Annotated in this window: 18 protein-coding genes; 17 read left to right on the plus strand and 1 reads right to left on the minus strand. The window is 61.8% G+C overall.

The window, feature by feature from the left end; genetic code table 11:
* Positions 1-38: 38 nt before the first annotated feature.
* The 17 genes from ESB00_RS10830 (at position 39) to ESB00_RS10910 (ending at position 24881) form a co-directional block, all read left to right on the plus strand.
* Positions 39-1310: a hypothetical protein gene (locus ESB00_RS10830; protein WP_129047706.1), complete on the plus strand. Its 1272-nt coding sequence runs from the start codon at positions 39-41 to the stop codon at positions 1308-1310.
* A 230-nt stretch (positions 1311-1540) separates the two neighbouring features.
* Entirely contained in the window at positions 1541-2605 is a 1065-nt protein-coding gene (locus ESB00_RS10835; RefSeq protein WP_129047707.1) for an isocitrate/isopropylmalate dehydrogenase family protein, read from the plus strand.
* A 60-nt stretch (positions 2606-2665) separates the two neighbouring features.
* A complete protein-coding gene (locus ESB00_RS10840) occupies positions 2666-3334 on the plus strand; it encodes a cyclase family protein (protein ID WP_129047708.1) in 669 nt (222 codons plus the stop codon).
* Positions 3331-4593, plus strand: coding sequence for an MFS transporter (locus ESB00_RS10845; RefSeq protein WP_129047709.1), 1263 nt, complete (start codon positions 3331-3333; stop codon positions 4591-4593). The genes ESB00_RS10840 and ESB00_RS10845 overlap by 4 nt, the downstream gene beginning before the upstream one ends.
* 14 nt (positions 4594-4607) lie before the next feature.
* Entirely contained in the window at positions 4608-5663 is a 1056-nt protein-coding gene (locus ESB00_RS10850) for a Gfo/Idh/MocA family protein (RefSeq protein WP_129047710.1), read from the plus strand.
* A gap of 11 nt (positions 5664-5674) precedes the next feature.
* Positions 5675-6073, plus strand: a complete 399-nt coding sequence (locus ESB00_RS10855; protein ID WP_129047711.1) for a VOC family protein — start codon at positions 5675-5677, stop codon at positions 6071-6073.
* A complete protein-coding gene (locus tag ESB00_RS10860) occupies positions 6066-7493 on the plus strand; it encodes a four-carbon acid sugar kinase family protein (RefSeq protein WP_129047712.1) in 1428 nt (475 codons plus the stop codon). Before ESB00_RS10855 ends, ESB00_RS10860 begins: the two co-directional genes overlap by 8 nt.
* Positions 7490-11260 carry a ThuA domain-containing protein gene (locus ESB00_RS10865; protein WP_164976148.1) on the plus strand — a complete coding sequence of 1257 codons (3771 nt, stop codon included), beginning with the start codon at positions 7490-7492 and terminating at the stop codon, positions 11258-11260. Before ESB00_RS10860 ends, ESB00_RS10865 begins: the two co-directional genes overlap by 4 nt.
* A gap of 23 nt (positions 11261-11283) precedes the next feature.
* On the plus strand, positions 11284-12156 hold the full coding sequence (locus ESB00_RS10870; RefSeq protein ID WP_164976149.1) for an SMP-30/gluconolactonase/LRE family protein: 873 nt from the start codon (positions 11284-11286) through the stop codon (positions 12154-12156).
* Between the two features lie 157 nt (positions 12157-12313).
* Complete coding sequence (gene xylA, locus ESB00_RS10875; protein WP_129047714.1) at positions 12314-13642, plus strand: xylose isomerase; 1329 nt, start codon at positions 12314-12316, stop codon at positions 13640-13642.
* 324 nt (positions 13643-13966) lie between these two features.
* On the plus strand, positions 13967-17311 hold the full coding sequence (locus tag ESB00_RS10880) for a TonB-dependent receptor plug domain-containing protein (protein ID WP_164976150.1): 3345 nt from the start codon (positions 13967-13969) through the stop codon (positions 17309-17311).
* A gap of 136 nt (positions 17312-17447) precedes the next feature.
* The gene (locus ESB00_RS10885; protein WP_129047716.1) at positions 17448-18560 is read left to right on the plus strand and encodes a LacI family DNA-binding transcriptional regulator; all 1113 of its coding nucleotides are present in this window, start codon (positions 17448-17450) and stop codon (positions 18558-18560) included.
* A gap of 131 nt (positions 18561-18691) precedes the next feature.
* Positions 18692-19768, plus strand: a complete 1077-nt coding sequence (locus ESB00_RS10890; protein WP_246026491.1) for a zinc-dependent alcohol dehydrogenase — start codon at positions 18692-18694, stop codon at positions 19766-19768.
* Between the two features lie 3 nt (positions 19769-19771).
* The gene (locus ESB00_RS10895) at positions 19772-21619 is read left to right on the plus strand and encodes a SulP family inorganic anion transporter (RefSeq protein WP_129047718.1); all 1848 of its coding nucleotides are present in this window, start codon (positions 19772-19774) and stop codon (positions 21617-21619) included.
* A gap of 3 nt (positions 21620-21622) precedes the next feature.
* On the plus strand, positions 21623-22882 hold the full coding sequence (locus tag ESB00_RS10900; RefSeq protein WP_129047719.1) for an anaerobic sulfatase maturase: 1260 nt from the start codon (positions 21623-21625) through the stop codon (positions 22880-22882).
* A 9-nt stretch (positions 22883-22891) separates the two neighbouring features.
* Positions 22892-24013 (plus strand): ABC transporter ATP-binding protein, encoded by a 1122-nt coding sequence (locus ESB00_RS10905; protein ID WP_129047720.1) that lies wholly within the window; start codon positions 22892-22894, stop codon positions 24011-24013.
* A 112-nt stretch (positions 24014-24125) separates the two neighbouring features.
* A complete protein-coding gene (locus ESB00_RS10910) occupies positions 24126-24881 on the plus strand; it encodes a 3-keto-disaccharide hydrolase (protein ID WP_164976152.1) in 756 nt (251 codons plus the stop codon).
* Between the two features lie 20 nt (positions 24882-24901).
* Here the strand turns inward: ESB00_RS10910 and ESB00_RS10915 are convergent, their stop codons facing one another.
* Positions 24902-25999, minus strand: coding sequence for a LacI family DNA-binding transcriptional regulator (locus ESB00_RS10915; RefSeq protein ID WP_246026464.1), 1098 nt, complete (start codon positions 25997-25999; stop codon positions 24902-24904).
* Positions 26000-26191 lie beyond the last annotated feature (192 nt).

The following is a 26191-nucleotide window of genomic DNA, read 5'->3' on the forward strand; positions in this document are numbered from 1 at the left end:
GCCCCGGCTCCCTTCTGGGTCCACATCCCCCGCCGTCCATGAAAATTTGCTTCGCCCCCATCGCCCTTTCGCTTGCCTGCATTGTCAGCACCGACGCGCAGTCGGTCCGCAGTGATCGCCCCCGTGTGGTTCCCGACGCCATCGTCGCCCGCGAGACCGGCGGTTTCGTGGTCGTCGAAGCCGAACACTTCTTCGCCCAAACCCACACCGAGAAGCGCGCCTGGCACATCACCGACGCCGGCACCACGCCGTCGGTCGGTCGCGACATCGACCCGCCCAATTTTGCCACCGCCTCCGGCGGCGCCTCCATCGAGGTGCTGCCCGATGAAGGCAACGACGGCACCCCACCGGTGCCCGGACTCAGCATCGCCAACGAACCGGGTGCCATGGCGGTAGTATCCTGGCGCGTGCATTTCAAGACGCCCGGTCGTTATTTTATCTGGTCCCGCGCTTTTGGCACCGATGGCGACGACAACACTCTGCACTATGGCATCGACGGCACGTGGCCCGACTCGAGCGCCCGCTCCCACACCTTTGGCGGCAAGAAATGGCAGTGGGCCAACCGTCACCGCCAGCACAAGGGCAAGCTCTTCTTTGAGATCACCAGTCCAGCTGTGCATGTCATCACGGCCTCCATGCGTGAAGACGGCTGCGAACTCGACCAGTTCGTGCTGACCACCGACGAAACCTGGACCCCGCCCGCCGATCATGCACCCGTCGCCGCCCGTGTCCCGACCGAACGCGACGGATTGCTCGTCATTGAGGCCGAAGACTTGCTCCCCTCCTCGGGCTGGGAACTCCAACAAGATGCGAACGGCCACACGGGCGCGGGCTACATCGCCTGGACGCTGCCTCACCAAGGCCGACCTGCAGGTGAAGGGGTGCTGCGCCTGGACTTTCGCATCACCACTCCCGGCGACTACCAGTTCCTCTGGCGTTCCCGTCTGCCCGATCATGCCAATCGCCCCGACACGCGCGATCCCGATGGCAACGACACTTGGCTACGTTTTCTCAGCGGCACCGACGTGCCGGGGCAGGCCGTTCTCGGCACAGACTGGCGCAAGATCGCCCTCTTCGGCCACCCGGCGGGCTGGAGCTGGAGCACCCACGCCGACCCGGGCAAGCCGCACCCCGACACCCCCGTGTGCCGACGCCTCGAGGCCGGTATGCATACGCTTGAGCTCTCCGGTCGCTCACAGGGACACATGCTCGACCGCCTCGTGCTGCGGCGGACCACCGGTGCGCCTATAAATACGAACGCCGGCGACAACTCGGCACTGGTTTCATTGCCCAGCTCGACGATCTACTGATCGCTGACGTCTAATGAAGTCAGCCATTTTTCCGAATCACCTGACTCACGCTATCACGATAGCCCCGCGACTTATCTGGCCTCCAAGGAACTCAATGCCTAGGTTTCCTGCACTGGACCCGAGAACGCACGGATTTCGCGCTGAACAATCCGTATGACGATAACCCTACGACGACGACGCACTAATGCCCAAAAACCCGCTATCCTCGTCATCGGAACCGATCTCAGTGCATGATCAAATTTGACATCTCCATCCTGCCCGGTGACGGCATCGGCCCCGAAGTGGTCGCAGCCAGTCTAGATGTCCTGCGCGCCGCGGAAACCCGGCTGCGGGGCGTTCGCTTTGAGTGCACCGAGTTGTCGGTGGGCGCGGGCGAATACTTGAAAAACGGCGACCCACTGCCGGGTTCGGCCATCGCCCGCATGAAACAGGCCGACGCCATCCTCCTCGGCGCCATGGGCCTCCCCTCCGTGCGCTGGCCCAATGGGGTCGAGATGACCCCGCAGATCGACATCCGCGAAAAACTCGACCTCTACAACGGCGTCCGCCCGATCAAGCTCTACCACGAATCGCACTCGCCGCTGAAGGGATATGGCGGCGTCAACGGCAAACCGATCGATTTCGTCATCATCCGGGAAAACTGTGAAGGCCTCTTCTCCGAACGTCTCACGCCGCGTCCCGCAGGGCGCGACTTCGAGACCGACACCTTGAAGATCACCCGCCGCGGCGCCGAGCGCGTCTGTCGCGAAGCTTTCAAGCTCGCCCGCACTCGCCGCAAGCATTGCACCCTAGTGGACAAGGCGAATGTCCTGCCTTCGATGGCCTTTTTCCGGAAAGTCTTCGACGAAGTCGCCGCCGAGTTTCCGGATGTTCAGACCGACCGGGTCTACATCGACGCCATGGCGCTATTTCTCGTCCAGCGCCCTCACACTTTCGACGTGATGGTCACGGAGAACATGTTCGGAGACATCCTTTCCGACCTCGCCGCCGGCCTGGTCGGCGGCATGGGCATGGCGCCGTCGGCCGACCTCGGCGACGAATACGGACTGTTCCAACCTTCCCACGGCACCGCCCCGACCATCGCGGGCAAGGGCATCGCCAACCCCGTCGCCACCATCCTCTCGCTGGCCATGCTCCTCGATTGGCTCGACCACCCCGAGACGAAACGCGCGGCCCGATTGATCGAGCAGGCGGTCGCCCGCGTCTGCGGCGACCCGGCCAACCGCACCGCCGACCTCGGCGGCAGCCTCGGCACACGCGCGATCACCGAAAAAATCATCGCCGCCCTCGAGTAGGGCCGGTCTCCGACCGGCCTGGATCGAAATCAAAAATCGAGAATCCTAAATCAAAAATCCATGAACCGCCTCATCGACCTCACCATGCCCCTGCGCCCCGGCATGCGCGGCGTGGAAACCGAACCCAAATTCACCGTCGGGGCCAACGGCTGGAACGCCGCCACCTGGCACCTCTATTCCCACGCCGGCACGCACATGGACGCACAGATCCATTTCGCCGCCGGCCCCGAGACCATTGATCAGCACACCCCCGCCCGCTGCATGGGCCCGGCGTGGGTCGTGCGCCAACCCGGTCTCGCCCCCAAGTCCCTCCACACCGTCGCCGGCCTCGGCGCCGTCGCGGACCAATTCCAGTCCGGTGACAGCCTCCTGCTCCACACCGGCTGGAGCGCCCACGTGGACAACCCCGCCGTTTATCGCGATGGCCTCCCGCGCATCTCCGAAGAACTCGCCCGCTGGTGCGTAGCGAAGAAGGTCAAGCTCCTCGGCGTTGAGCCGCCCTCCGTGGCCGACGTGTCGAATCTGCCCGAGGTCACACTCATTCACCAGATTCTCCTCTCTGGCGGCGTCACTATCGTCGAAGGTCTGACCAACCTTGACCTGTTGAAGACCGACCGTGTCTTTTTTGCCGCTCTCCCCCTCCGACTCGCCGGCGGCGACGGCTGCCCCGTGCGAGCCTTTGCTGCCGAGGGTCCGCTGCCCGACTGGGACTTTACACCCACCCCATGATACCCAAACGTTACCTTGTCGTCTGCGCGACCTTTCTGCTCTCAGTTCTGCTTTATGTGGATCGCGTTTGTGTCTCAACGGCCAAGGGTCAGATCACCCATGATCTTGGTCTGACTGATACGCAGTTTGGTTGGGTTATGTCATCCTTTGCGATCGGTTACGCTCTGTTTCAGACGCCCTCCGGCATGCTGGCCGACAAGCTCGGCGCACGAAAGATCCTCACCGCCATCGTCGCGTCGTGGTCCATCTTCACCGGACTGAGTGCCGTCGCATGGAACTACGGCTCCATGCTGGTGATCCGTTTCCTTTTCGGTGCCGGTGAGGCCGGGGCTTTCCCCGGCATGGCAAGGACAGTGTATTCTTGGATTCCCACCCAAGAACGCGGTTTGGTAAAGGGCATCAATTTCTCCGGCTCGCGCCTCGGCGCCGCTTTCGCCCTACCTGTGCTGGGCATCACCGTCGAGTCACTCGGATGGAAGCTGACTTTCGCCATCCTCATGGTCATCGGCTGCGGATGGTCCCTCGCATGGTGGCTCTGGTTCCGCGATGATCCATCCGAGCACAACGGCATCAGCGCGCAAGAACTGGCATACATTCGCGCCAATCGTCAGGGCGGCGCCGCCCCGCCCGTCTCCGGCCGCCTGCCGCTCGGGCATATGTTTCGGTCCAGCTCCCTGTGGCTGATGATGACCCAGTATCTCTTCTCCAATTTTACTGCCTTCTTCTGCCTAACCTGGCTTTACCCGCACATTAAGGGCACCTATAATCTCTCCGCCGGCGGCGCGGGGCTCTATGCCATGGTCCCCCTGCTCTGCGGAGCAGCCGGCAACATATTCTCTGGCTGGCTGGTGGACAGGATCTATGCAAGCGGACACCGCCATCTGTCGCGTAAGCTCCCCGCCATCGCCGGGTTCCTACTCACCGCCGTGGGCATGATCATCAGTGTTCAGCAAACCTCCGTCGGCCCAGCCGTCTTCTGGCTATCAGTCGCGGTGTTCGGCGTGGACATGATCCTCAGCCCGTCGTGGTCGTTCTGCATCGACATCGGCGGCCAGCACGCCGGCCAGGTCTCAGGCACCATGAACATGGCCGGCAACATCGGCTCCGCCATCATCGGCCCCGCCTTCCCGTTCTTGCTGCACCTAACGGGGAGCGCCGATGTCTTTTTCTACCTGATCGCAGTTTTCAGCGTGCTTGCCGCCCTGTGCTGGGTCGTCGTCGATCCTTCCCGCAAAATCGCCCCCCCCTCCCCTGCCTGATCCCTCCCTAGCTCATGTGTTCCGCTTCTGCTTCCCCCCGACTGAAAGGCGTCTGCATCGGCGCCGGTTACTTCAGCCACTTTCAATACGAAGCCTGGTCCCGCCTTCCCGAGGTCGAGATCGTTGCCTTCAGCAACCGCGATGCGGCCAAGGCCGCAGAGATCACAGCGAAATTCGGCCTGACGAAATGCTACACCGACTACCGGGAGATGTTCGACCGCGAGAAGCCCGATTTCGTGGACATAATCACGCCGCCGCCCTCCCATCAGGCCATCTGCGCCGAGGCCGCGAAACGTGGCATCCATATCATCTGCCAGAAGCCCCTTGGCCCCTCACTCGCCGTCGCCCGGGAAATCGTCGCCGACGCCGCGCGCGCGGGCGTGAAATTCATGGTGCACGAGAATTTCCGCTTCCAGCCCTGGCACCGTGAGATCAGGCGCCAGATCGCGGCGGGCGCCATCGGCGACAAGCTCCATTCCCTGTATTTCCGCTCGCGCATGGGCGACGGCTGGGGTGAGAACGCCTACATCCCCCGCCAGCCTTACTTCCGCGACTACCCCCGGCTTCTCGTCTACGAAACCGGCGTCCACTACATCGACACCTTCCGTTACCTGGCCGGCGACATCAGCCGCGTAACCGCTTTCCTTCGCCGCCTCAACCCCATCATCAAGGGCGAGGACTGCGGCCTGCTCATCTTTGAATTCGCCAACGGAGCCGTCGGCCAGTGGGACGCCAACCGCTTCAACGAGCCCGCCTGCCCCGTCACCGAGGCCCGCTACACCTTCGGCGAATTCCTCGTGGAAGGCAATGGCGGCAGCCTCCGCCTCTATCTCGACGGCCGGATCACCTTGAAGCCGCTTGGCGGGGAGGAGCGACCGGTGGACTACAAACACGAACGCCGCGGCTTTGCCGGCGACTGCTGCTATCTCGCTCAGCGCCATTTCACCGACTGCCTTCTCACCGGTGCCCCCTGCGAAACGAGCGGCGAGGAATACCTCAAGACCATGGCCATCCAGGAGGCCATGTATGCTTCGGCCGCCCAGCGCGGTCCCGTCGATATCCGTTCCTGATCAATTTGCCCATGAACCATCAAGGCCTCGACCACCTCGCCATCGCCGTTCCATCCACGGAAGAAGCGCTCAAAATCTGGCGCGACCGCCTCGGCTTCCCCGTCGTCTGCAGCGAAGTCGTCAACGGTGGCGCCATCCGCCTCACCCACCTCGACCTCGGCAACACCCACCTGCAACTCGTGGAGCCCCTGAAGCCGGATCACCCGCTCCAGGCGTGGCTCGCGCAGAACGGCCCCGGCCTCCATCACTTTTGTTTGAAAGTGTCCGACGTCGGCACCTCGCGCGAACTGCTACGGGCCGCCGGCCTCGCGGGCGAAGCCACCCCTCATCAGGGCACCCTCGGCAAGCGCGCCCTCTTCCTGACCAAATCCGCCACCCAAGGCGTGCAAGTGGAGGTAACCGGTGCCTGAGACCCTGCGGCCACTCTCCCGCGCCGACGCGCTGGCCAATCTCCCGGCTGAATGGCCCGAGGACCTGCTGCCGGGCCTGGCCGTCGCCGCCCGCACCGCCCCAAAGCTCGTGGTGCTCGACGACGACCCCACCGGCACCCAGACAGTCCAGAACATCCAGGTCGTCACCGATTGGAAGGTCGAAACCCTGGCGACGGCCCTTCAGGGCGACGCGCCGGGCTTCTATATCCTCACCAACTCACGCAGTCTCGCCTCGGCCGCCACCCGCGCGCTGCACCTTGAACTGGCGGCCAATCTGCGCGCTGCGGCAGTCCAGACGGGCACCCTCTTCACCGTCTTCTCCCGCGGCGACTCCACCTTGCGCGGTCATTATCCGCTGGAGACCGACACCCTGGCCGAGGCGCTCGGACCTTTCCATGGCACCCTGATCGTCCCCTACTTTGAAGCCGGAGGCCGGATCACGCTCGACGGGATTCACTACGTGGCCGAGGGCGACCAACTTGTGCCCGCCGGTGAGACCGCCTTCGCGCGCGATCCAACCTTCGGCTACCGCCAATCCTTTCTGCCCGCCTGGGTGGAAGAAAAGACCGGCGGGCGTGTTCCCGCCGGCGAAGTGGTGCATCTTCCGTTGTCCGTCCTCAGAACAGAGGGACCATCTGGAGTGGCCTCGAGACTGATCGCACTGCCGGCGAACCGCATCGTCGTTAGTGACGCGGTCGCCCGGCGGGACATTGAAGTGCTGGCGCTGGGCCTGCTCCAAGCCGAAACCGCGGGACTCCGTTTTCTGGTGCGCACCGCTGCATCCCTGGTCGCCGCCCGCCTTGGACAGGCACCACAACCACTGCTGGATGGCAGAGCCTTTTCCATTCCCGCTCTCTCCACCGGCGGACTTATCGTGGTCGGCTCCTATGTCCCCAAATCCACGGCTCAGGTTCGCGCGCTGCGGGCCGCGCTGCCCGTGCGCGAGGTGGAAGTGCGCGTGCCTGACCTGCTCAGTCCGACCCAGCGTCAGGCTGCTGTCAAAAACGCCGCCCTCCGGATCAACCAGCTGCTCAGCCTCGGCGAGCTCGTGCTCCTGGTCACCAGCCGCGATCTGGTCACAGGTGCCAGCCCGGAGGAAAGCCTCGCCATCGTCGGTCGCGTTTCCTCCGCCGTGGTCGAGATTGTCCGCCAGCTCACCGTGCGGCCACGGTTCCTCATCGCCAAGGGCGGCATCACTTCGAGCGATGTCGCTACCGCCGGCCTCGGAGTTCGCCGGGCCACGGTGCAGGGCCAACTCCTGCCAGGGGTGCCCGTGTGGCGCCTCGGTGCCGAGAGTAAATTCCCCGGTCTCGATTACGTCATTTTCCCAGGAAACGTGGGCGGCGAATCCGCCTTGGTTGAAGCAGTCAACCGTCTGCAATCCTCCCCCGCCTTATGAAAACCCCACCTCTGTTCCGTCTGACGTTCGGCCTCGCCGTCGGACTGGTCTCCTCCTTCGCCTCTGCTCCCATCGCTGATCCCGATCTCGTCTTCGCCGAGCGCGACGGCCTGGTCGCGTTTGAAGCCGAACATTTCATCAAGCAGGAACTCAGCACCGTGCGCGCCTGGCACCTCACCCACGCCCAGCAGCATCCGACACTGGCTCCCGACACCGATGGCACCCATGTGCTCGGCGCCAGCGGCGGCGCCTATCTGGAGATTCTGCCGGATACGCGCTGGTCGCATGACGAAAAACTCGTTGCCGGAGAGAATTTTTCGAACGAGCCGGGTAAGTTGGCGATCCTCTCCTATCGCGTGCATTTCTCCACCCCTGGGCGCTATCACGTCTGGGCTAGGATTCTGTCCACCGGACCTGAAGACAATGGAGTGCATTTCGGAATCAATGGCACTTGGCCGGAAAGTGGACGGCGCTGGCAAACGGTGAAAAAGCGAGATTGGGCTTGGGACAGCCGTCAGCGCACCGAGAAGGTGCACGTTGGCGTGCCGGGCCAGCTCTACCTCGACGTGCCGACTGCGGGCGAGCACACCATTCAGATCTCAATGCGGGAAGATGGCTTCGAGCTGGACAAGGTGATCCTCACCAACGCCCCCAACTATGTTCCCGAGGGCACCGGCCCTGAACCGCGCGTGCATGCCGGGCGTGTTCCGGCCGCCTTCGCGATTCCCGCCGGTTACACGGATACACCCGCCGTGACACCGCTCCCGCCCAAGGCGCCCCAACCCGCCACGGAGAGCGCCCCCGCACCCTCAGCGGCTGCGGCCGGCACTGTCACCGCCGCCAGCCTGAAGCTTGATGGCACCGGCTACTACCTCGACAAAGGCAAGTGGGCCGCCATCCACCCCGACAGGAACAAGGAGGCTGCCGTCAAGTTCACCGTCCCCGCCTCCAACGGCCGCTACCGCGTCGTCCTGCATGCCGTGGGCGAGAGCGACGGGGCATCGGAATTCGAGGTCCGCCTCGCCGACAGGCTCATCGGTCGCTTTGTCTGCCCGCTTTCCAATGCGATGTTCGAGGAAGGCGAGCGTTATACCCAGACTTGGTGGGATGTGGATGTGAGCGAGGGCACCTTGGTCGAGGTGCGCTCCCGCATCGCCTCCGCCGACGGCAAGGAGTGGAGTCGCGCCCGCTGGTCCAAGATCGAGTTCATCCCCATGAGCGCGGTCGGCCACGGCCAGTCGCGCCTTGAACTCGCCCGCGCCCAGCGCGAGCAGCTCTTCCGCCCCGTGCCCCGCCAACCCCATGGTGACGCCACCGTAAAAGTCGGCGGCGAGCTCCGCGCCTGGCACAAGGTCACCGTGGATCTGGCCGGTCCTTTCGCCGCCGAGACCGACACCGCCCCCAATCCCTTCACAGACTACCGCTTCGATGTCACCTTCACCCACGAGTCCGGCACCCCCAGCTACGTCGTGCCGGGCTACTTCGCCGCCGACGGCAACGCCGCCGAGACCTCCGCCACCGCTGGCACCATCTGGCGCGCCCATCTCTCCCCCGACCGCGGCGGCAAATGGAACTATCGGGTTTCATTCACCCGCGGATCCAATGCCGCCACCTACGGCGGGGGCTCACCCGTTGCTCCCTATGACGGCCTGTCCGGTTCCTTTGTTGTGACTGGCTCGAACAAAAAACACCCTGACTTTCGTGCCGGTGGTCGGCTCACCTACCGTGGTGGTCACTACCTTATCGCCGCAGGAAGTGGTCAGCCCTTCCTCAAGGCGGGCGCTGACGCCCCCGAGACGCTCCTTGCTTACACCGATTTCGATGATGCCCTCGCTCTCAAAAAGGAAGTGCCTCTCAAAACCTGGGCCCCCCACGTAGCTGACTGGCGTGAAGGCGATCCCAGTTGGAAAGGCGGCAAAGGCAAGGGACTCATCGGCGCGATCAATTACCTCGGCCACAAGGGTGCCAACGCCGTGTCGTTCCTGACCTACAACGCCGCCGGCGACGGTGACAACATCTGGCCTTTCGTGGCGCGCGACGAGAAATTTCACTACGACTGCTCACGGCTCGACCAATGGGCCATCGTATTCGAGCACGCGCAGGCCCGGGGTGTCTTTCTCCACTTCAAGCTCCAGGAAAATGAAAGCGACGACCATCGCGCCGGAGCCCGCAAGACGCCCAAGGTGATTCCCGAGGCCCTCGACGCCGGCGCCACCGGCCCGGAGCGGCGCCTGTATTTCCGCGAGATGATCGCCCGCTTCGGGCACAACCTCGCCCTGAACTGGAATCTGGGTGAAGAAAACACCCAGACCCCCGAGGAGCAGCGCGCCATGGCGCAATACATCCGGGACACCGATCCTTACGACCACCTGCTGGTCATCCACAGTTTCCCCGAGCAGCAGGACGAGGTCTATGAGAACCTCCTGGGCAAACAGTCCGAGCTTACTGGCGCCTCGGCGCAGAACAGCTGGAAACTGGCCCATCAGCAGACCCTGCGCTGGGTCCGCGCCTCGGCCGCCGCCGGGCGCCCCTGGGTTGTCTGCAATGACGAACAAAACCCGGCCAATCAGGGTGTGCCCCCCGACCTCGGCTACAAGGGCTATGCCGGCAAGAACAACCAGGGCAAGGAGGTCGGCTACGACGAACATGACATCCGCAAAGCCACGCTTTGGGGCACGCTGATGGCGGGTGGCGCGGGCGTGGAATACTACTTCGGCTACCAGCTCCCCGAAAACGACCTCCTCCTTGAGGATTTCCGCAGCCGCGAACGCTCCTGGGACTTCTGCCGTATCGCCCTCGGTTTCTTCCGCGACCATGCCATCCCGCTCGCGCAAATGACCAACGCCGACGAACTCGTCGGCAATCCCGCGCACGACAACTCCCGCTACTGCCTCGCGCAGTCAGGGAAGCTCTACCTCGTCTATCTGCCGACCGGCGGCGAAGCCACCCTCGACCTGGGCGGAGCAGCCGGCGACTTTGCCGTCTCTTGGTTCAACCCGCGCACGGGCGGCTCACTCGTGTCCGGTCCCCGCATCTCCGGTGGCGGTGCCGTCAAGCTCACCGCCCCCGACAGTCAGGACTGGCTGGCGGTGGTGCGAGCCGTCCCGGTTTTCGCGGCCGGTTCCGGAGCCAAGGTGCTGGTCGTGGGCGGCGGCAACTACCACGACTTCGCCCAATGGTTCAACCGGGCCGACGTCGCCACGATCGCCGCCGCCGGTCACCGCCCTATCTACGTCGACGACCCCGAAACCGCGGCCCTCGCCCTCGTGGACGCCGACGTGCTCGTGCTGAGCAGCGCCTTGGGCTGGCCTGCCACGCCTTCGTTTCGCCGCGCTGTCGCCACCCACCTTGAGGCCGCCCGCGGCTTCGTCGCCCTCCACAGCGGCGTATGGCGCACCTGGCCGGATTGGACTGAATACGAGAGCAGTTATATCGGCATCGCTGCCAACTCCCACCCCAAGCCCTTTGAGTTCGAGGTCTTCAACCGCCAGCCCGGCCATCCGGTCATGCGCGGCGTCCCCGCTTCTTTCAAAATCACCGACGAACTTTATGAAGTGACAACTCGCTCTGGCGGCGTGCCCGTCACCGTGCTGGCCGAGACGCAACCCAGCCCGAACTCGAAGCAGACTCATCCCAGCGTCTGGGTGCCCGCCCGCGAAAACGGCCGCACCGTCGGTCTCGCCCTCGGCCACGACGGCCGCGCGCGCGGCGCGCCGGAATTCAACCGTCTGCTCGTCAACGCCGTCGAGTGGACCGCCGGACGATGAATGCCCTACGCCTCGCCCTGCTCTTGCCGCTCGCGTTCGGCCCTCTCGCCGCGACCCCGACCCTTCAGGTCATCGCCGTCGGACCCAACCCCGAGAGCGTCACGCGCGGCTTCGGGGGTGATCTTTTCGCCACGCTCATGGGCGAAACCCGCAAGGACGGTGACGGCAATGGCCGGATCGTGCGCATCCGCGGCGATGCTGTCTCTGATTTTTCCGCCGGATATGACGATCCCAAGGGCATCGTCTTCACCGGCGATCACCTGATCACGGCAGACTTCACGCGCGTTTGGAAAATCGACTCGACCGGCAAAAAAGAACTGCTGGCCGGCCCAAGCGACTTTCCGCATCCACCGTCCTACCTCAACGATGTTGCCCTGGCGCCCGACGGTCGCAGCGTGCTCGTGACCGACATGGGGGCCGTGACCAAGATGCGCGATCCCGGCGGCCAGCTCTGGCCCGTGGATAGCGCGGAGGCGGCCGCCATTCCGGTTATCGCCCGTGTTTACCGCATCACGCTCGACGGCAAGGTCAGCATCGCGGTCGAAAACCAGCGCACCATGCTGCTGCCCAATGGTGTTACCTCGCTGTCCAACGACACCCTTCTGCTCGCGGAATTCTTCACTGGCAATATTCTCGAATATCGTGCGGGTGGTTTTCGCATCGTCGCGACCGGTCACCGCAGCGTCGACGGCATAGCACGCGACTCCCGCGGCACGCTCTACGTCAGCGAGGTGTTCACCGGCAGGGTTTGGGCCATTCCAGCAGATGGACCGAAGAGACTGCTAGCCACCCTCACTTCGGCCGCCGACTTCCTGCTTGATGAACCCGCCAGCCTGCTGGTCGTGCCGGACACTAAAGCAGGAGCGCTCGCTTTCCTGACTCTCCACAGACCTTGAAGCGGGCCCATCTTCACCCAGGGTCTGGTTCGAGGAATTTGGAAATGCACCGAGCATTCTGGCAGAACAAACGAGATTATCATCAGCACCTGCCTCTTTGTGCTTTTGTCGTCTTCGAATCACCCGCACCTGACGCTCTTTCGCTTCTCAATTTGTCATGAAAACCTTGAACAAGCACTTCCCGCAGATCGGCAAGATCCGCTATGAGGGCCCGCGTTCCGCCAACGCGCTTTCCTTCAAGCACTACAACCCGTCGGAGATCATCGACGGCAAGACCTTGAAGGAGCACATGCGCTTCTCCATCGCCTACTGGCACGCGTTCCGTGGCACCGGCTCCGATCCGTTCGGTCCGGGCACGATCGTGCGCCCGTGGGAATCCGGCAAGGACCCCGTCTCCGTCGCCAAGGTGCGCCTGGACGCCGCCTTTGAGTTCTTCCAGAAGATCGAGGCGCCCTTCTGGTGCTGGCACGACCGCGACATCGCCCCCGAGGGCCGCACGCTGGCCGAGTCCAACAAGATCCTCGACAAGATCGTCGCCCATGCGAAGGGCCTGCAAAAGGCCACCGGCGTGAAGCTCCTGTGGGGCACCGCCAACCTCTTCAGCAACCCGCGCTTCATGTGCGGCGCCTCGACCAACCCCGACGCCCACGTCTTCGCCTACGCCGCGGCGCAGGTAAAGAAGGCCATGGAGTGCACGGTCGAACTCGGCGGCGAGAACTACGTGTTCTGGGGCGGCCGCGAGGGCTACGAGACCCTCCTCAACACCAACCTCAAGCGCGAGCAGGACCACCTCGCCCGCTTCCTCCACATGGCGGTCGATTACGCCAAGGAGATCGGCTTCACCGGCCAGTTCCTGATCGAGCCCAAGCCGAAGGAGCCCACCAAGCACCAGTATGACTTCGACGTGGCCTCGGGCATCGCCTTCCTGCGCACCTACGGCCTGGAGAAGCACTTCAAATTCAACATCGAGACCAACCACGCGACGCTCGCCGGCCACACCTTCCAGCACGAGATCGAGGTCGCGGCCTCGGCGCAGATGCTCGGCTCGATCGACGCCAACTCCGGCGACGAACTGCTGGGCTGGGACACCGACCAGTTCTCGACCGACGTCCGCACGCTCACCCTGGCGATGATCTCCATCCTCAAGGCCGGCGGCCTCGGCTCCGGTGGCTTCAACTTCGACGCCAAGCTCCGCCGGCCCTCGACCGACCTCGACGACCTCTTCCACGCCCACATCGGCGGCATGGATGCCTACGCCCTGGCTTTCAAGATCGCCCGCCGCATCCTCGCCGAGGGCAAGTTCGAGCAGTTCGTGGCCGACCGCTACTCGTCTTACGACACCGGCTACGGCAAGGACATCGAGAAGGGCAAGGCCACCTTCAAGTCCCTCGAGAAACTCGTCCTCACCAAGCTCGGCGAACCCACCCCCAAGTCCGGCAAGCAGGAGTATCTCGAGAATCTCCTCATGCAGTATCTGCACGGTTGAACCGGAAAACGGCAATATAGCCGATGTGAAAGCTCGTGCTTATGAGCTAACGGTCAGCAACCCGAATGGCCTGCCTATTGCAATTGTAGCACGGGAAATATTACCGAAAGCATGACCGCTTAACTCAAGGTCTGCGGATGGTGACGTTGGCGATACGCAAGCCGTGATGGCACACGCAACGATTTGCATGCGGGCAATCTTGAGTCTCCGACCGCATGAGGATTCTTCGGCTTGCCCTAGCTCTGCGTGCGGCACTTCGCCGCCGCAGTTCATCATTGCCGGAATTTACCGGCGTGACCCCAAACCACACCAACTATGGATTCCATGATTCCTTCGTCGTGGCGCAGCTTGCGCCCGACTCTGCGGCAGACCGGTCTGGCCTGCCTGTTCGTCTCCCTGTTCAGTCCTCGTTTGGCCGCTCAGCAAGCCCGCGCCACCTCGGAGCCTGCCGATCCCGAGGTCATTGAGCTCTCTCCCTTTCAGGTGGGCGCTGAAGACGACACCGGTTACCGTGCCAACAATACCCTCGCCGGCACCCGACTCAAAACGGGGCTGAATGACGTGGCTGCCTCCATCTCCGTCATCACCCGCGAATTTCTGAATGATGCGTCGGCAACCGATCTGACCAGCCTATTGGTCTATACCACCAGCACGGAGGCGTCAGGCATTGGCGGCAATTTTACCGGAGCCAACACCAGCGAGGACGCGAATCTCGCCCGAACGGAACGCTCCGATGCACGCCCGCAGTTCAACACCCGCGTGCGTGGCCTGTCCGCCGCGGATCTGACCCGCGACTATTTCATCACGGATGTTCCGCTCGATTCATACAACGTGGATCGCGTTGACATCAACCGCGGACCAAATGCCGCCCTCTTCGGGCTTGGCAGCCCGGGCGGCGTGATCAACTCAGGATTGAAGCATGCCACATTCCGGAACGCGACCAGCGTCGAAACGAAGGTGGATCAATTCGGTAGCCTCCGCAACGTGGTTGACCACAACCAGGTGATCCTAAAGGACCGGGTCGCACTGCGCCTCGTCGGTCTCAAGGACGACCGCAACTACGAGCAGACCGTGGCGATGAACCGCAACGAGCGGCTCTATGCCGACCTCGTCATCAAGCCCTTTGCGAACACCAAGATCACGATCAACGGCGAGTGGGGTGCGGAGAAGAACCGTCTCCCCAAACTCCTGCCTCCCATCGACCGCATTTCGCCCTGGTTCACCTACGGTAAACCCGGTTTCGATGCCTCCATCACCAGCAGCGCCCTCAACGGTCTGAGTGCTTTTGTCGCCGCCAACGGCAACAATCAAAACATTGTGGGCACCTTTGGTGACGGCACCACGTTCACAATTCTCTACAATCAGCCCAACAACAGCACGGCGAGCGTCAACGGCAGCATCGACGGCATCGTCCCGCAGTGGAACAAGAACTTCGATCCCGACACCAACACCGCCGCCTTCAACAACTGGCGCCTGCTTACCATCAATACCACCGCCCAGGTGATCCGTGGCAATCCCGCCGCCTTTGGCCTCAACGCCGGCCAGGCCAGTTTCTACCAGGCCATGCGCATCATGGATCCCTCCGTGTTCAACTTTTATGAGGACAACGTCGAGGGTCCGAACTACGGCGGGTTCAAGAACTTTCGGGTGATCAACGCCGCCGTCGAACAGACCTTCTTCAACAATCAGGTCGGCTTCGAGGCCGCCTTCAGCCGTCAGGTTTACAATGACGGCTTCACCACCCACTCCTCCCAGTGGAACACCGACGCCCTGAGCGTGGACATCAACACCCATCTGCCCAACGGCGCAGTCAACCCGAACTTCGGGCGCATCTACACCGGTGGCAACGGCTACGCCGAGAGCTACTACCGTGAGCGCGACGCGTTCCGTCTGACCGGTTTCGCGGAGTTCGACTTCAAGAAGCGGTTTGACGACAACTGGCTCGCCAAGCTTGGCCGTCACGTTCTCACCGGCCTCTACAGCACCGCGGATCGTGAGAACCACAACAAAACGTATATGAATCTGCGTGCGTCCAACGACCTGGCGGTGCGCAAGCCCGGCAGCTACGCCAATGCCGCCGCCGTGGCGCGCGCCACCGAACGTGCTGCCTGGGTAACTTATCTTTCACCGTCCATCGCCGGCGCCAACGGCATCGCCGGGCTGAATATTCCCGGCATCACGGCGGTGCAGAACCCCCAGTCCACGGACAACGCCCTGCTCTGGAATCCGATCACCAACACTTTCGACACCGGCCAGAAACAGGGGCTGTATAATTTCAATAATGCGACCCAACGTGACGACGTTTGGACTTGGGGCAACAACGGCACCAAAGAAAGCGTGGATTCGATCGCGTTCGTGCTCCAGAGTTTCCTCCTAAGCAACAAGCTTGTAAGCACCGTTTCATGGCGTTCCGACTCCGTGACACAGTTCGTCGGCAGTGCCCCGATGAATCCCGCCACGAATCTGGTGCAGCTGCCTGGCCAGCCCACCTACAGCGCAACCCCGATCATCGACACCAAGTCGAGCAACTGGTCCTACGGACTCGTAGGCCACGCGCCCGATTTCGTGAACAAACAACTGCCCTGGGGCATGCAGCTGAGCGCCCACTACAACAGTTCGGAGAACTTCAATGCCGCCGCGGCCGGCCGCAACCTCTACGCCAAGGCCCTGCCCTTCCCTTCCGGCAAGACGGAAGAATGGGGTTTCAGCCTCTATAACGATAAATTCAGTCTGCGCTTTGCCCATTTCGAGACCGACCAGCTGGCCGCGACGATCAACTTCCCTGGCCAGACGACGCTGTGGCAGGAAATGGCCAACATCTATCAGTGGAATACTCCGGCCGAGATCGCCGCCTCTGGCTTCCAAGTGCCGGCCGAGATCATCGAGTCCGTTAACTTCCGAAAAACAGGCGTCATCTACGCCAACGGCAATCCCGAATATATCCAGACGAATCCGGTCCAAGCCAACATCAAGGAAACCCAGGACTACACCAGCAAGGGCTTTGAGATCGAGGCGACCTACAGCCCGACCAAGCAGTGGCGGATTGCGGCCAATCTGGCCAGGGTGAACTCCATCACCTCCAACACGGCACCCTATTTGTCCGAGTTTGTCGAACGTGTCATGATTCCGATGTGGAACGACCCGAAGATTGGCAAAGCCCTCTATTCGGCCGATCGCGGTGCGCTCAACAACCCGGACAATCTGTTCGGCGCCCGTTCGACCGGCTTGCTGAACCAGATCCGCTCCGCCCAGGCCCGCGACGGCACCCCGGTGACGGATGCCCGCCGCTATCGTTTCAACCTGCTCACCAACTATGATTTTGCCCGAGAGGGGCGCCTCGCCGGTTTCAGTGTCGGCGCCGGTGTCCGTTACCAAAGCAAAATCTCGATCGGTAACGCCCTCCGCGAATTGGCTGCTGGCAGCGGAACCTACGGCCCCGATCCGTCGAAGCCCTACTATGGTCCGGCGGAGACGAACTTCGATGCATGGGCGGGGTATCAACGCAAACTGGACTTCATCAAGGCGGATTGGTCCATCAAGTTCCGCATCCGGAACATCGGAGTCGGCGACGAGCTGATTCCCTCCCGCGCCAATCCCGATGGCACGATCTATGAAGCCCGCATCGCCGAATCGCAGGTCTGGGAGATCGTGAACAATCTGCGCTTCTGAGTTTCTCGTCAGGGGGTATGACGGCATCACGTCGTCGTCAAAGGCATCCAGTATCCCTGGATGCCTTTTTCTTTGTATTTCGGTCCTACAACGACCGCCTCCCATCGGCCAGTCGCGATGCCTAGAGGAATGCAGTATGGAGCAACGCCCCACTATGGCTGACATAGCTCTCCGCGCCGGCGTGCATGTATCCACTGTATCTCGGGCGCTGAATGCCCAAGCTTCGGTCCCGACGGAAACACGGAACCGAATTCTTTCCATCGCCACGGCAATGGGCTACCGGATTGACCCGCTCACCGCCGCATTGATGCGCTCGCGCCGGCTGGGGCGTCCCGCCTCACACAAGGCCAACCTGGGTTTCATTGTCTCAGAGTCGCGCAAACAGGCCTGGCGGCCGCGCTCGTGGATCTGGGAGGTTTTCGGAGGCGCCAAAGAGCAGGCGGAGCATGCCGGCTATTCTCTCGAGGTGTTCTGGGCCGAACACAACGAATCCGCCTCTGCCGCTTTCACACGCATGCTGCTGGCCCGTGGAATCCAAGGACTGATTCTAGCGCCTGAGCATGAGGCGCCGCTCACTTTCAATCTGGATTGGGAAAAATTCGCCGTGATCTCGTTGCACTACGGTCCCTCCAAGGTGATTCCCCGCTTTCACCAATTGGTGAGCAACCATTTCCAGTCCATGATCCAGGTCTGCCGCCGCTGCCGTGAACTCGGCTACGAGCGCGTTGGTCTGGTCCTCCGTGACCATCCCGACACCCACTATGAATACGGCCGGCTGATCCTCGGCGCATACCAGGCCGCCATGGATGAGGCGCACCGGCTCCACGCCGTTCCACCGCACACGGTGCGCGAACTTGATCCGGAAGATATATCAGTGTGGGCTCGGCAACATCAGGTGGATGCCATCGTCCAAGCCGGCGGAGGATATTCGGCCCAATTTGAACCGCCCGCGCTGATCAACCGGCTACGCCATCACGGATACGACATAGGTGGCCGGCAAGGCCTCGTCATCATGGCCCATCGCAAGGAATTCGACATGGCTGTGGTGGACGAACGAACCGAAATATTGGGCCGCACCGCAAGCCGTCTGCTAATCGAATATATCCAGCAAAACCAACGCGGGGTGCCGGATGATCCAATCGTTTTTCAATTGGCTGGAAAATATCACGACGGGATGACCCTGCCAAGGCGGACCAACTCCTTTCTGCCTCTCAACAACAGTCGAACGGTCACGCACGCACATCATTAACGGGCAAGCAGGATTCCGCACGATTTTCGGATACTCCTGTAGCCATGCGTTCCACCCCTATTCCATCCACATCGCGTGCCATTCACTCCAGCCACAGGCACAGCTTCGTCGGATTGGAGGCTGCGCGGAAAATGAAAGAACAGAAACTACACCGTGTTGTGCGCTTGCACGGCCCATGTGATTTGCGACTTGAAACCCGACAATTACGCACGCCTGGCGACAACGATGTAATCGTATCCGTGGGTGCAGTAGGAGTGTGTGGATCAGACCTTCATCTCTACAACGAGGCTCGCATTGGCACCACCAAGCTCGCAGAGCCGTTCATTCCTGGACACGAATTCATGGGCACAGTGGTTGCTGCGGGCCCCGCGTCTAGCGACGCCTTAGGCCAGTCACTGCGGCTCGGTCAACGTGTGGCCATCGAACCACACATAGCCTGCGGGAACTGCACTTGGTGCATGTGCGGCCAGTCCAATCTATGCCCTCACCACATTTTCCTCGGACTGCCCGGCTGCGACGGCGCACTGGCCGAGCAAGTGATTGTTCCGGGCCGCCAATGCTACCCATTGCCGGATAGTATAAGCGATAACGCTGGAGCACTGCTTGAGGCGCTCGGCGTCGCGATGCATGCGGCCAGCCTGGCTCGCATCCGCGCAAATGAGGCGGTCGTGGTGGTCGGCTTGGGTTCAATCGGACTCATGCTGGTCCGACTCGCCGCCCTGATTGGTGCTGCTCCGTTAATCGCGGTCGATCCGCTGCCTTGGCGTGCCAAGTTCGCGCGACACTGGGGTGCGACCCACACCCACACCGGCACACTCAACAGCATGCCCGAGCGCATGCGCCGAGCGAGTGGCCCACATGGCTCGCCGACCGTTTTTGAAACCGCCTGGGCGGGAACTGCCATTTCGGATTGTGTGCATGCCGCGGCGCCCGGGGCACGCGTGGTGTTGGTCGGCATCCCTGCGGACGACACATTTTCCCTTCCCCACTCTGTAGCGCGCCGCAAAGGACTGACCCTGCTTTTCAGCCGCCGCATGGGCGCAGAAATGCCATTGGCAATCAGACTGGCTTCGCTGTCACACGAAGGCGTGAACTTGGATGAACTGGTCACTCATGAATGGCGATTGGATCAAACCGCCCGCGCTTTCTCGCAGAACGCACGCTATGCGGACGGCGTGCTGAAATCCGTAGTCCATCCCCAGCGCTGAGTCATGGTGCGCAAACTCATCAAGTCTGCTACGATCGAAGAACTAGGAGATTTCACCGCAGTAGCCGAACAGCGGCTGACAGGCATGGGAGCGAAACTCCGCGCGAACCTCGTGCCGCCGCTTCTGCGAGCCAGCCGGAACCGCACTCAGGCGGATTGGCGGGCAGACCTACTGGCAGGGTTACCAATTGCAGCACTCACCATTCCGCAGGCGGTGGCCTTCGCCTTGTTGATCGGTATTCCGGTGCCTGCGGTCGTCGGCAGCGCCATTGTCGGCACCGTGTTGTGTTCGCTGTATTGTTCCTCTAGACACTTGGTTTTCGGACCAACCAACACCATAAGTATCATCCTGGCAGGCGCCCTCCTTGCTCTGGCTGATCGGCCACTCGATCCGCTACAGAAAGTTCTGTTGATCGGTTTAGTCATGGGCGTGGCGCAGCTGGTCGCCGGCATCGCAAGTCTTGGCAAGATCACTCAGTTTGTGTCCCGCGCGGTCATCGTGGGATACTCGACCGCGGTCGGCCTGCTCATCGCAGTGGGACAGTTGGGCAACCTCGCCGGCATTGAACGCGGCTCCAGCGTCAGCCTTGCCGGAACACTTCGGCATCTCGTAGCCAGCGTGGCGACTTTTCAGCTCAACCCACTTACCGCCGTAACCGGTCTGGGGGGCTTGCTTCTGATCATCTGGGTGCACCGCTGGCGACCGCGCTGGCCCGACGGTCTGCTCATGCTCGTAATCGCTGGGCTCGCCAGCTGGTCGTTTGACTTGGGCGCACGCGGCGTGCACTTGGTGCGGGATCTCGGGGCCATTTCCGGCGGCATTCCCCTCTTCACCGGGTTTCCACTCAACGCCGAAGGTCTGGCTTTGCTGCCTCAGATCACCAGCGTTGCGCTGGCCGCGGCGATCCTCGGAATGCTCGAGGCGGTCACCATCGCAAAGAGCCTGGCCACCCGTTCCGGCCAGCGCATCGACCCGGATCAGGAACTGATCGGCATGGGCTTGGGCAACCTGCTCGGGGCCGGCTTCGGCGCCATGCCCGGTTCGGCCTCTTTTCTGCGCAGCGCCGCCGGTCAGCAAGCCGGTGCCCTCAGCCAGTGGGCCGTCGTCTTCGGGAGTGGTTATGTGCTCCTGCTAGTTGTAGTGCTTGCTCCACTTCTGGCCTACATACCCATTGCCGCCATCGCCGCTTACCTGATCATGATTGCTGTGCGCCTGATCCAACCAGCTCAGATCTTCGTGGTGCGACGGGCCACTCGTTCCGATGCACTCGTTTTCTGGCTGACGTTAACCGCTGCGCTCTTCCTGGATCTGGACACCGCCATCTTCACCGGCATCGGCCTGTCGTTGATACTGTTCCTTCAAAAGGCAGGCACACCCACTCTGACCGAGCATGCATTCGACGACCAAGGGCAGTTGACCGAGATCGCCGCCCCGGCAGAGCGCAACAATCCGCAGGTGTCTATTGTCCATGTGGAGGGCGACCTGTTTTTCGGCGCCGCCGACCTATTTCAGGATGGTGTCCGCCGTCTTGCCGAAGACCCCAAAATCCGGGTATTCATCCTGCGCTTGAAAAACGCCCGCCATCTCGACGCCACCACCGTAATGGCCCTCGGGCAGTTGCTCGATTATCTGCGCTCTCAGGATCGACACCTGCTCGTCTCCGGCGTCCACGGTGATGTCGCCCAAGTCCTCAAACGCAGCGGCTTGGCAGCGCGCATCGGTTGGGACAATCTGTTTCCCGCCGAGGAAAACCCGACGCTTGCCACCAAAAAGGCCCTGCAGCGCGCCCAGGAGCTTATCGGGGTCAAACCCGATCTTCGCGTGTTTTATCAGCAAATTGCCGGGAAGTAAGCCATGCACGCGGTCACCAACAAACCGGGCGTCGCCCGCAGACCATTTCACCTGATGACCAAACCCATCGGGCCGATCTGCAACCTCGACTGCAAATACTGCTTCTATTTGGAAAAAGAAGCGCTTTATCAGGACCCCAAGTGGCGCATGTCGCCAGAACTGCTGGAAATCTACATCCGCACCTATATCTCTGCACAGCCTTTAGACAACGTATCCTTCGCCTGGCAAGGCGGCGAGCCTACCCTGCTCGGAGTCGGTTTTTTCGAACGCGTGGTAGCATTACAGCAGCAATACGCGGCCGGCAAACGGATCGAAAATGCCTTCCAAACCAACGGCATCCTGCTCGACGACCAATGGGGTGCCTTTCTCAAGGCCCACAATTTCCTGGTAGGCGTTAGCGTCGATGGTCCCAGACACCTTCACGACGCATATCGCGTGGACAAGGGCGGTCAGCCCACCTTCGACCGGGTCATGGCCGGGCTCGAGGTGCTCAAGCGCCACGGCGTAGAGTTCAACACCCTCACCACCGTCCATCGGGCCAATGCCAAGCAGCCGCGCGAGGTCTATCAGTTTTTGCGCGCGCAAGGTTCGGGCTACCTCCAGTTTATCCCCATTGTTGAGCGCAACGCCCCGGCGCACACCGCCGACGGCCTATGGCTGGCGCCGCCCCCGAATCACGATGACGCCGCCAATCTCGACTCACAGGTCACACCATGGAGCGTCCGCCCCGGCGACTACGGCAAATTCCTCACCGGTGTTTTTGATGAATGGATCAAAGCCGATGTCGGTCGGGTTTTCGTCCAGCACTTTGACAGCGCACTCGCAAATTGGCTCGGTCAATCTCCTGGTATCTGCATATTTTCCCCCACTTGCGGTCGCGCCCTCGCCATCGAGCACAACGGCGATGTTTATAGCTGCGACCACTACGTTTACCCACGCTATAGGCTCGGCAACCTCCTCAACGAAGACCTGGCAGCGTTGGTGGACTCCCCTCCTCAGGAAGCCTTCGGGAGCGCCAAGGCCGATCTCCCGCGCTATTGCCGTGAATGCCCCGTGCGTTTTGCTTGTCACGGTGAGTGCCCAAAGCACCGCTTCGTGCGCACACCAGACGGCGAATCCGGTCTCAACTATCTCTGCGCGGCCTACAAGAAATTCTTCACCCACATCACGCCCGCCATGAACACCATGGCCGCACTTATCGGCAACGGCCGGCCTCCCGCCGATATCATGCTACTTCCCCGCTCTCACTGGCTGCCCAACTGACCACCCCACATGGCCCAAGTCGTCCTTCAACAGCTCGTCAAAACCTATTCCCCTGCCGACAAGAATCCTGCCTTCACTGCAGTCAAGGGCATTGATCTTACTATCCGTGACGGCGAATTTATGGTGCTCGTTGGTCCCTCCGGCTGCGGCAAAAGCACCACTCTCCGCATGATCGCCGGGCTCGAAGAAGTCACCGCCGGACAGATCATCATCGGGGATCGGGTCGTAAATGACCTGCACCCCAAGGACCGCGACATTGCGATGGTCTTCCAAAACTACGCTCTCTACCCGCATATGTCTGTCGGTGAAAACATGTCCTTCGGTCTGCGACTTCAAGGCCTGCCCAAGGCCGAGATTGAACACCGTGTCCGTGACGCCGCGCAGTTGCTCGGCCTCGAATCCATGCTCGAACGCAAACCCAAGGCGCTCTCCGGCGGTCAGCGCCAGCGTGTGGCCGTGGGTCGCGCCATCGTGCGCAAGCCCAAGGTATTTCTCTTCGATGAGCCACTCTCGAATCTGGATGCGAAGATGCGCGTGGTCATGCGCACGGAGATCGCCAAGCTCCACGACCGCATCGGGGCGACCATGATCTACGTGACGCATGACCAGGTCGAAGCCATGACCATGGGAGACCGCATCTGTGTGATGCGTGAAGGCGAAATCCAGCAGGTGGCCGACCCGCTAAGCCTCTATAACAAGCCGGCCAACGCCTATGTGGCGGGCTTCATCGGTTCGCCGCCAATGAATCTCCTGCCCGGCCGCCTGCAGACCTTGGGGGACCGGCTGTGCTTCATCGCCCGACAGGACGATGGTGCCGGTCTGGTCATTCCGCTCGGCGGGAGAATTCGCGCCCTTGCCGACGCCCACCCGGGCCGCGAGGTTCTTTTCGGTTTCCGCCCCGAGGACTGCGGCGCAATTCCCGGTCCCGACACCTTTGCGTTCACGGCCATCGTGGAACATGCGGAACCGATGGGGGCAGAGACCTATCTCCACTTCTCAGTCAATACCACCCCGCTTATAGCCCGCCATCGGGCCGACCACACCTATGGGATCGGGCAACTCCAGACCTTGCATCTCGACCTGGGCCGCGCCCATTTGTTCGCCCGCGACACGGGAAAGGTGCTGGCCTGATCGGGATTTCCCGACCGCATGCAAACGCCAGTCGTCCTCGTTCGGCGATACAAACCAGCCAACTTTCCCTGAGAACACCCGCCCCAGAATTAGGCAGCCACCCCAAACACCCATGAAATTGATCCGATTCATCACCTTCTCCGCACTCTTCGTAGCGGTCATGTCGGCAGCTCCTGCACCCACGCCCCTTTTTAATGGTCGGGATCTCACCGACTGGGAGATCTGGCTCGAAAAGGGCGTAGAGCCCACGGAGGCAGCCAAGATTTTCACCGTGGCCGACGGCGTGATCCACGTGTATCCACAAGCGAAGGCGGGGGCGCGCCAACCCTTCGGCGGGTTGGTCACCAAGCAAAGTTATTCCCGCTATGTCTTGCAGCTCGAGTATCGTTGGGGCGAACACAAGTTTGCACCTCGGGCCGAAGCGGTGCGCGACGCCGGCGTGTTGTTTCACCTGCACGAGACCAACGTTATTTGGCCTGCCAGTGTGGAATGCCAGATACAGGAAGGCGACACGGGAGACCTTTGGGCCATCCAGACTCGTGTCACCTCACCCGTGCAAAACGTCATCCGGAATTACAGCGAACGTGGCACGCCGGAAACACGTGGAGGCAAGGATGCACGTTTCGCCCGCTTCCACCGCTCCTATTGCCACGAGCAGCCGGGATGGAACAAGCTGGAGCTGACCGTCGATGGCGCTACCGCCGTTTTTCGTGTTAATGGCTATGTCGTCAACGCGGTCACCTCCATGGAAAGGTGGGACGCCGCTACTCAAACCTACGTTCCGCTGACTTTCGGCCGTATCCTTCTACAGGCTGAAGGAGCGGAGGTTTTCTATCGGAACATCACAATCACCCCTTTGACCCCCTGAGTCGCGCACTTTCCCGGCACTTAGCCGGTCCGGTTCACCGTTTGCACACGGACTGTCGTCCCATCAGTCCATGTGGCACTAACCTGCATCGCGCGGGCATAGACCGGCACACCGGATTCGCGGTTGAGAAGCATGGTGATTAGCATGTCGAGAGCGCATTCACCCGCGATGTCATTGTGCTGCTCCATTCCTGCCCAGTGCATCACTGTGCGATTTCGCTCCAAATGCACCAGTCCAAGGTCTCGCGGAACCCGGTATCCAAGATTCTCTAGCCATCCGAAGGTCTCATTGTGGATGGTAAGGACTACGTCAGGGGTCTCACGCCTCATCCAGCTCTCCAGTGTTTCTAGAAATCTCTCATGTTTGACCGATGCGTCGAGAGGGCGCACACGGTCGGATTGCGGTAAATCTGCCACTCCGGTCATGAAGCCCGCGGTAAACCTTCCATCAACCAAGCGATCGATTGCACCGTCCAAAAATAAGCCAGGGCGACGATACCCCAAGGCACGCACTCGCGCCACTGCTTCAAGCACACATTCGTGATGATCGACCGAGCAAAAAGAAAGGGTCGGTGCGTGTGTCCGGACACCAGCGACGATTGCCGGATATCGGCGCCAGATGGGATCATATTCCCGCGGAAGCCAGTTTTGCTTAAACAAGCCAAACACGATCACGCCGCGAATCCCCCTGGCTTGGAAGATGCCCTCGAGTCTTTCCGCCGTGAGATCGGGATCACGCAGCCAGAATTCGTCGAAGCGATATCCCTGCGCCTCCCCGCGCAGCCTGCACCCTTTTACCCAGGCGGGAATTGTAGCATGACGCTCAAAGGCAAGTCTGTCCTCGTGAGCATTCAGCAGGGCAAGCGTGCGCTTGTAGCGCACCGGCCGGCATCGCTGTATCTCTGATAACAGTTCCGCCATAACCGGATTCTTCACATAGCCGAGCGCTTTGGCCACGCTATGCACCCGGCTTCGGGTGTCCGGGGGGATGCGCTCATCCTCCCGTAGCGCCAGCGAGACTGTGGCTTTGCTGCATTTCGCCTTAGTCGCGATCATTGCCATCGTGATCGCACCATTCGCCGAAAGTTTGGCAACGCTCCTGGTTTTCTTCCGTTTCATTAAACAGTTAAATGCTGAGGGGCTTTTCTTCGGGCGGCAAATCGAAATCCTGCCGGCACCCCATCACCGGTCCGGCCATTCGGGCTGGCCTTTAACCCACGCCATGACCACCCCACACTCCCTCCGAATCCCTGTTGGTTTGCCCAGGAAGGCTTCTCGGCTGACCCGGTTGGCCTCACTCGCCGCACTCCT

Origin of the sequence: Oleiharenicola lentus (assembly GCF_004118375.1) — a bacterium.
Lineage (GTDB): Bacteria > Verrucomicrobiota > Verrucomicrobiia > Opitutales > Opitutaceae > Lacunisphaera > Lacunisphaera lenta.

Excerpts from the sequence above, each read along its gene's own strand:
- ESB00_RS10830 (WP_129047706.1), top strand. The coding sequence starts at position 39 with ATGAAAATTTGCTTCGCCCCCATCGCCCTTTCGCTTGCCTGCATTGTC.
- ESB00_RS10835 (WP_129047707.1), top strand. The coding sequence starts at position 1,541 with ATGATCAAATTTGACATCTCCATCCTGCCCGGTGACGGCATCGGCCCC.
- ESB00_RS10840 (WP_129047708.1), top strand. The coding sequence starts at position 2,666 with ATGAACCGCCTCATCGACCTCACCATGCCCCTGCGCCCCGGCATGCGC.
- ESB00_RS10845 (WP_129047709.1), top strand. The coding sequence starts at position 3,331 with ATGATACCCAAACGTTACCTTGTCGTCTGCGCGACCTTTCTGCTCTCA.
- ESB00_RS10850 (WP_129047710.1), top strand. The coding sequence starts at position 4,608 with ATGTGTTCCGCTTCTGCTTCCCCCCGACTGAAAGGCGTCTGCATCGGC.
- ESB00_RS10855 (WP_129047711.1), top strand. The coding sequence starts at position 5,675 with ATGAACCATCAAGGCCTCGACCACCTCGCCATCGCCGTTCCATCCACG.
- ESB00_RS10865 (WP_164976148.1), top strand. The coding sequence starts at position 7,490 with ATGAAAACCCCACCTCTGTTCCGTCTGACGTTCGGCCTCGCCGTCGGA.
- xylA (WP_129047714.1), top strand. The coding sequence starts at position 12,314 with ATGAAAACCTTGAACAAGCACTTCCCGCAGATCGGCAAGATCCGCTAT.
- ESB00_RS10880 (WP_164976150.1), top strand. The coding sequence starts at position 13,967 with ATGATTCCTTCGTCGTGGCGCAGCTTGCGCCCGACTCTGCGGCAGACC.
- ESB00_RS10885 (WP_129047716.1), top strand. The coding sequence starts at position 17,448 with ATGGAGCAACGCCCCACTATGGCTGACATAGCTCTCCGCGCCGGCGTG.
- ESB00_RS10890 (WP_246026491.1), top strand. The coding sequence starts at position 18,692 with ATGAAAGAACAGAAACTACACCGTGTTGTGCGCTTGCACGGCCCATGT.
- ESB00_RS10895 (WP_129047718.1), top strand. The coding sequence starts at position 19,772 with ATGGTGCGCAAACTCATCAAGTCTGCTACGATCGAAGAACTAGGAGAT.
- ESB00_RS10900 (WP_129047719.1), top strand. The coding sequence starts at position 21,623 with ATGCACGCGGTCACCAACAAACCGGGCGTCGCCCGCAGACCATTTCAC.
- ESB00_RS10905 (WP_129047720.1), top strand. The coding sequence starts at position 22,892 with ATGGCCCAAGTCGTCCTTCAACAGCTCGTCAAAACCTATTCCCCTGCC.
- ESB00_RS10910 (WP_164976152.1), top strand. The coding sequence starts at position 24,126 with ATGAAATTGATCCGATTCATCACCTTCTCCGCACTCTTCGTAGCGGTC.
- ESB00_RS10915 (WP_246026464.1), bottom strand. The coding sequence starts at position 25,999 with ATGAAACGGAAGAAAACCAGGAGCGTTGCCAAACTTTCGGCGAATGGT.